Below are 6,339 nucleotides of genomic sequence, written 5' to 3' on the forward strand. Positions count from 1 at the left end.
CGCCTCCTCAAGCCGCATAATAGCTCCGGTGCTTTCCAACTGGCAATCTACGTGTCTTTTTCCAGGGGAACGAAGCGGGCGATCTCAAAGCCGTTGCTGAGCCGGGGCTGTTTGTACAGCTCGACCGCATTGGCCACTTCCATCAGCGACAGCGTCAGCCATAACAGGCGCCGCGCGTCCGGTGGCATGTCATCCACAGGGAACTGATCGAGATAGGCCGCGCAGGCCTCCAGGCGCGGCAGCAGGGCGTCGTAAAAAGCCTGAATGGCGGGCATTGGGCTTGATACGCGCTTGGCGGTCCGCTCGCTTTCGGTGGCCAGCGCCCAGTCGCCATAGGCTTCCAGGTCTTGAAATGGTGCGGAGAAAACAGGGGCGGCGTGTGACATGGGCGTCTCGCTGTGTCAGGTTCCAACGTAGCCTTCAAGAACCCGATGAAAATGTCGGATCTGTATCTCCTCATCCTGGAGCAGCAAGTATTTTTTAGCTCGTGAGGCCAAACCGATCTGGATCTGTTCGTGGGCAAAGGCGTCTTCGTGGAGGATATCCCGCAGCAGACACTTCATGTATTCCTGCCCGATGCGCTGGCTGGCACAGGTTACGGGTGGGAAGTACAGGCTAATGTCCCAGCGGGTCTGATCGACGGCCAGCGGCCAGAAACTATAGGTGAGATAGTAATCCTGGGAGACGCCGCGAAACAGCAGCAGCGCGAAATTCGGAAAGATGGTGTAGAAATCGAAATCGCCGATCAGCGGCAGGCGCCGCTCGGTGTCGGAGGAGACCAGACGATAGGCCAGGCTTTCGACTGGCTTGGGTATCCGGTCGGCCGGTACCCGGGATGAGTACACGCTGTGATGGTGGTACAGTCTGACATCCAGCAGGCGGGGGAAGCGGCCGTCTTTGAGGGTGCACGAATCGGGGATGGTATGTCGGTGCTGGAAGGGCAGGTGGTATAACTCGTTCTGGGCGTCGAGGGCGACTTTCCAGTTGGCTTGCTCGGTGACGCTATAGGCGTGGGCGCGGGTGAGCTGCCCGAAATCCGCTGCGCCGAGCTGTTGGGTGATGCCGCCGAGATAGTGGGGCAGACTCTCCTGCGGGTTGGCATCCAGGTTGATAAAAATAAACCCCTGCCAGACCTCGGTCGCCACGGGAGTCAGGCCGTGTTCGCTTTTGTCGAGGTTAAAAAAGTTCTCCTCATCCGCAACCCAGGTGAGCCGACCTGTGGTGTCGTAGGTCCAGCTGTGGAAGCCACAGGCCAAGACGCCCGGACACGAGCCTGTGTCATCCCAGACGAGCTTGTTGCCACGGTGTGAGCAGACATTGTGAAAGGCGCGAACCACGTTGTCCGTGCTGCGGATGATGAGAATGGACGCCCGACACACCGCGATATCTTGCACGAAATAGTCTCCCGGCTTGGGAATCGCCTCCACCCGGCCAACGTACAGCCAGGTCCGTCGAAAAACCCGCTCGCGTTCGAGCTCAAAATATTCCGGAGAGACGCACGGCTCTGCCGAGACCGGGCCGGTGCCGACCTCGGGATATTTTTTCACCCAGCGTTTGTCAGCGATGACCATCTCCACGCTCGTCTCCTCCCAGATCAAGATCTCCCAGATCAAGATAATGAAGTGAAACAGTGTCTTCCCCATACCCTTCGGCCGAGCCGGGCGTCAAGGAGACATGACGCAGCAGTGCCTTGTCGGTCCTGGTCGGCCGGAGTAGACTCGGCGGCTATGTCACACGCCCCCCAGCCGGCGGCAGGCGCGGCCGAGCCCCTGTTCACCCGTAATTTTCTGGTGCTGTGCGTCAGCACGCTGCTGTTTTTTGAGAGCATGTTCCTGCTCCTGGCCGTTCTGCCGGTCTTTATTGTCCGGGAGCTGGGCGGCACCGAGGCCCAGGTCGGCGTGGTCGTGGGGGTGTTTGCCCTGGCTGCGGTCATGATTCGGCCGACCTCCGGCTGGCTGGTCGAGCGCTGGAACCGCAAGCTGGGGCTGGCGCTTGGTGCGCTGGTCTACTGTGTCGGGCCGCTCCTGTACACCACGGCCGACTCGGTGCCGGTGATGATTGGCTACCGCCTTTTTCACGGCCTGGGAATTGCCCTGTTCACCACCGCGTCGAGTGTCCTGGTCGCCGACATCGCCCCGCTCGCCCGTCGCGGCGAAGCCATGGGCTACTACGGCATGATGATGAATGTGGCCATGGCGACCGGGCCGGTGGCGGGCGCGGCTCTCGTTGAGCACAGCGGCTTCAAGCAGCTGTTCTGGCTGTCGGCCTTGCTGGCCCTCGGCTGTCTCTTTGTGATCTCACTCTTGGCCGAGCCCGCCCGCCCGTCAGCGCCCTCGGCGGCTCGGCGGCCCCGTCCCTCTCTGCTCAGCCGCTCGGCCGTCTTCCCCGGTTTTCTGGCTATCTGCATGACCATGTCGTTCGGCGCGGTCTTGTCGTTTCTGCCGCTGTTTGTACAGGCCCGTCAGCTCGGCAACCCGGGCTGGTATTTTATCGTCTATTCGCTCGCCGTCATTCTGGCCCGCCCCGTGTCCGGCAAATGGTCCGACCGCTTTGGCCGGGCTCGGGTGATTGTTCCGGGGCTGCTCCTGCTGACTGTGGCTATGACTCTCTTGGCCTCTGCCACGTCCGTGGCCTGGCTGCTCGGCGTGGCCGCCTTGCAGGGCCTGGGTTTTGGCGCCGTGCAGCCGGCCCTGATGGCCTTGTGTGTGGATCGTGCGACCGAGCGCGAGCGGGGGCCGGCCCTGGCCACCCTGATGCTGGCGTTTGATATCGGCCATGGGCTGAGCGCGATTGGCCTGGGCCTGCTGCTCGAACAGACGAGTTTCCCGACCATGTTTCTGTTCACCGCCGGAGTGTCCCTGCTCGGCGCGGTCGCCCTGGCTGGCGCGTCCTACGGCTCAACGGCCACAGCTGCGGGGCGTGCGGACAGACCTGCCGCCACCACACCGGCACCAGGCCCAGACTGAGGACCGGCAGCAGCACCAGCCAGACCGAGCGCCAGGGAAACCAGCGCGGCGCCGGACTGGAAAAGAGCCAGCTGCCGAGTCCGGTCAGCAGCAAAAAAACGGACAGGGCGGCGCTTACTACGGCCAGCAGCGTCCGGCCCAAGCGGCGGCGTCCGCGCTGGGGCGCCTGGCCCAGTGCCCGCTGCTGAGGCCCCCAAAAGCCCGGCGGGCGAACCTGGCGGTAGAAGGTCTGGAGCTGGGCATCGTCGGCTCTGGCCGTGCGTAGCGAGGCCCATATGCCCGCCCCGGACGACACGCCGGCGACCAGCAGCAGGCGCAGGGCTTCATGGCTGTCAGGGACGGTCAGCAGCAGGATTGGGGCCAGCGCGCACGAGACGCCGATAGCGGTCAGTTCTCCGACTGCGGTGATCCGCCACCACAGCCAGCGCAGGACCAGCATGACGCCCATGCCGGCCCCGAACAGCAGGCTGATCTTCCAGGCGGTCTGGATCGAGGACAGATGAAACATGATGAGCAGGGCGATGGCCAGCAGCCCGATATTGGCCCCGCGGGCCACCCACACCAGCGAGCGCTGGCTCGGCTCGCGCCCCAGCCAGCGCTCGCATATCAGGCGACGGTAGATGTCGTTGCTCCAGTACGACGCGCCCCAGTTCAGGTGGGTGTCCACGGTTGAGGCCAGGGCGGCCAGCAGGCCCAGCAACATCAGGCCCTTGAGCCCGGACGGCAGGAGTTCGGCAATGCCCCGGACAAAAGACGCCTCCCGGTCGGCGACCAGCGCGCCGCCGCTCAGGCTCGGCTCGGGCGGCAGCAGCACGAGCAGACCCAGGCCGATCGTAATCCACAGCAGGCTGCGCACCAGGACCTGGGCCAGGGTGAACACCAGGCTGGCCCGCTTGGCGTCCAGGTCGCTCCGACAGGCCATGCTGCGCTGGGCCAGGTAACCGGTTCCGTCGGCATTCATCTGCACCAGCCACTGGAGGGCCAGCAGAGCCAGAAACGCGCCTGACACGTCTTTGGCCTGGGACGGGGTAAAGGCCAGCAGCTGGCTGGCCCGGATTCCGCCCGGCCCGGCCTGCCCGGTGTAGACGGCCGACAGCCGGGCGGCCAGGCCGTCCAGCCCGCCGACCTCGGCCAGGACCCAGCCGGCGTAGGCGGCCGTGGCCAGCATGGCCACGCCAAATTGCAGCACGTCGGTTGCCACCACGCTGCGCAGCCCGCCGGTGGTCGAATAGAAAACGGTCACCAACACGATCAGACCGATGGACAGCAGGTTGTCGGTGGAGCGCATCCACACCTCGGGGCTGGTGTCGGGAAGTGTGGTCAGAGGAGTGTCGAGCCAGCGCACGGCCGCCAGCAGCGGCTCGTACAGGTCGGGGGCGAGCCAGGCGTGCCAGACCAGAAAGGGCTCGGCGATGCGGGTGGTGGCCAGCAGTACGATAGCCAGGACGGTGCAGTTGAAGATCGTGCCGAAATAGATTGCCTTCACCCCGCGCAGCAGCAGGGCGGCGGGCTGGCTGTAGCGCCGCTCGGTCAGCTCGGCGTCGGTCAGCACGCCGGCTCGCCGCCAGGCGGGCGCCAGGACAAAGCCGACCAGCAGAAAGGACAGGGCGTAGGACCAGATCCACCACAGCGAAAAAATGCCGGATACCGCCAGCAGGCCGGTGCATAACAGCGGCGTATCCGCAGCAAACTGGGTCGCCGCCATGCTGATGCCGGCCCGCCAGCCGGTGAGGCTCCGTCCGGCCAGAAAGTATTCTTCCAGATTCTGTGAGGCCAGACGGCGGGAACGCAGACCCGCGGCTACGGCATACACCACGAAGGCGGCCAGCAGGCAGATATCAAGCGTCTCCAGGCCCATACGTGCGTCCGAGTGTGGTCGAATGGGAAGGGAAAGGCACCGCCATTGTACTCTTTCCGCCGCATGCATTATATTTGCCCCCGCCCGCCGCGATCAACACGCATGAACAGCCGCCCGCTCCGTGCTGACCACACGCTTTCCCGCCTGCACCGCCAGTGGTGGGCGATCAGCTGTGTCTGCGGTCTGAGCCTGGGACTGGGCTACACGCTGTTGTCCGCCGGCTGGCAACCTGAGGCCGCCCGGTGCTGGGCGCTGCTGGCCGGCTGGGTGATGGCGGTCGAGTTGGTTTTCCTATGGCGATGGCTGCCGGACAACTCCAGACAGCCCGGCCAGCCCCTGCTGCCGGCCCTGGGTCTGGGAAACCTGCTGACCATCGGGCGTGGCCTGCTGGTCGGTCTGCTGGCCGGCTTTGTGGGCCTGGGCTGGCCACCCGGCTGGCTGGCCTGTCTGCCGGCCGGTCTGTACAGTCTGGCCGCAATCGGCGACTCGCTCGACGGTTATGTATCTCGAAAAACGCATTACACCACCCATCTGGGCCAACGCCTTGACATGCAGGTCGATGCCCTGGGACTGCTGGTGGCAACCGGCCTGGCCGTGCAGTATGGCCAACTGCCCGTCTGGTACCTGGGGCTGGGGCTTGCCCACTATGGTTTTGGGCTGGGCCGGTGGTGGCGCAGACGGCGGGGAAAACCGGTCCAGAGCGTACCCCCGCGAGCCGCCCGAGCCGTGATCGGCGGCTGCCAGGTCGGCTTTATCAGCGTCGTGCTGTGGCCCGTCTTCTCGCCCCCGCTGACCAGCCTGGTCGGCCTGCTGTTCGTGCTGCCCACCCTGGTCAGCTTTGGCCGTGACTGGCTGGCGGTGAGCGGCCGGTCGGCGGCCACTGAGTAGGAGTATTGTTGCAATTTGCGGGAAATCGTGCATGTTCGTGTGTCGGTGAGGCGCGGCCAAAGCCGAAGGAGGGCCGACCATGGGTGAAGCAAGCGTTCAGCCGATAACGCGCGCCCGTATCCCGACTCCCGACGGGGAGTTTCAGCTGTGCGTGTATAAAAACGGGCAGGCCGACAAGGAACACTTGGCGCTGGTGCTGGGGGAGGTGGAGAATCGCCCCGACGTGCTGGTCCGGGTGCACTCCGAGTGCTTCACCGGCGATGTGTTGGGCTCGTTGCGCTGCGACTGCGGCTCCCAGCTGAACCGCTCCATGCAGTGGATCGCCCAGGAGGGAGCCGGCATCATTGTCTATCTGCGCCAGGAGGGGCGGGGGATTGGCCTGTCCGACAAGCTGCGGGCGTATAATCTTCAGGATCAGGGCTATGATACGGTCGACGCCAACCTCCTGCTCGGTCACCAGGCCGACGAGCGCGATTACGCCGTGGCGGCGCTGATTCTCAAAGACCTGGCCGTCCCGTCCGTCCGTTTGCTGACCAACAATCCGTTCAAAATCGAGAGCCTGCAGGAGCACGGGATGCCGGTCAGCGCCCGGGTGCCGCTGCCCGCCCAGGTGACGGCTGAGAATGC

General features: G+C 64.9%; 5 protein-coding genes. 2 read left to right on the top strand and 3 right to left on the bottom strand.

The window, feature by feature from the left end:
* Positions 1 to 47: 47 nt before the first annotated feature.
* From J4F42_11490 to J4F42_11500, 3 genes are all read right to left on the bottom strand, one after another.
* On the bottom strand, positions 48 to 386 hold the full coding sequence (locus J4F42_11490) for a hypothetical protein (protein MCE2486128.1): 339 nt from the start codon (positions 384 to 386) through the stop codon (positions 48 to 50).
* Between the two features lie 15 nt (positions 387 to 401).
* The gene (locus tag J4F42_11495; GenBank protein MCE2486129.1) at positions 402 to 1,643 is read right to left on the bottom strand and encodes an aromatic ring-hydroxylating dioxygenase subunit alpha; all 1,242 of its coding nucleotides are present in this window, start codon (positions 1,641 to 1,643) and stop codon (positions 402 to 404) included.
* 1,198 nt (positions 1,644 to 2,841) lie between these two features.
* Positions 2,842 to 4,824 (bottom strand): hypothetical protein, encoded by a 1,983-nt coding sequence (locus J4F42_11500; protein MCE2486130.1) that lies wholly within the window; start codon positions 4,822 to 4,824, stop codon positions 2,842 to 2,844.
* Positions 4,825 to 4,926: 102 nt separating this feature from the next.
* Here J4F42_11500 and J4F42_11505 point away from each other — a divergent pair, with 102 nt between their 5' ends.
* Both J4F42_11505 and ribA read left to right on the top strand, forming a co-directional pair.
* Positions 4,927 to 5,712 (top strand): CDP-alcohol phosphatidyltransferase family protein, encoded by a 786-nt coding sequence (locus J4F42_11505; protein MCE2486131.1) that lies wholly within the window; start codon positions 4,927 to 4,929, stop codon positions 5,710 to 5,712.
* A 79-nt stretch (positions 5,713 to 5,791) separates the two neighbouring features.
* A partial coding sequence (gene ribA, locus J4F42_11510) for a GTP cyclohydrolase II (protein MCE2486132.1) occupies positions 5,792 to 6,339 on the top strand: 548 nt, incomplete at its 3' end.

This window comes from Desulfurellaceae bacterium, from assembly GCA_021296095.1.
Taxonomy (GTDB): Bacteria; Desulfobacterota; Binatia; order Bin18; family Bin18; genus JAAXHF01.

Bases quoted from the DNA above. Each gene is read 5' to 3' on its own strand.
- J4F42_11495 (MCE2486129.1), bottom strand. From the start codon at position 1,643: ATGGGGAAGACACTGTTTCACTTCATTATCTTGATCTGGGAGATCTTG.
- J4F42_11490 (MCE2486128.1), bottom strand. From the start codon at position 386: ATGTCACACGCCGCCCCTGTTTTCTCCGCACCATTTCAAGACCTGGAA.
- J4F42_11505 (MCE2486131.1), top strand. From the start codon at position 4,927: ATGAACAGCCGCCCGCTCCGTGCTGACCACACGCTTTCCCGCCTGCAC.
- J4F42_11500 (MCE2486130.1), bottom strand. From the start codon at position 4,824: ATGGGCCTGGAGACGCTTGATATCTGCCTGCTGGCCGCCTTCGTGGTG.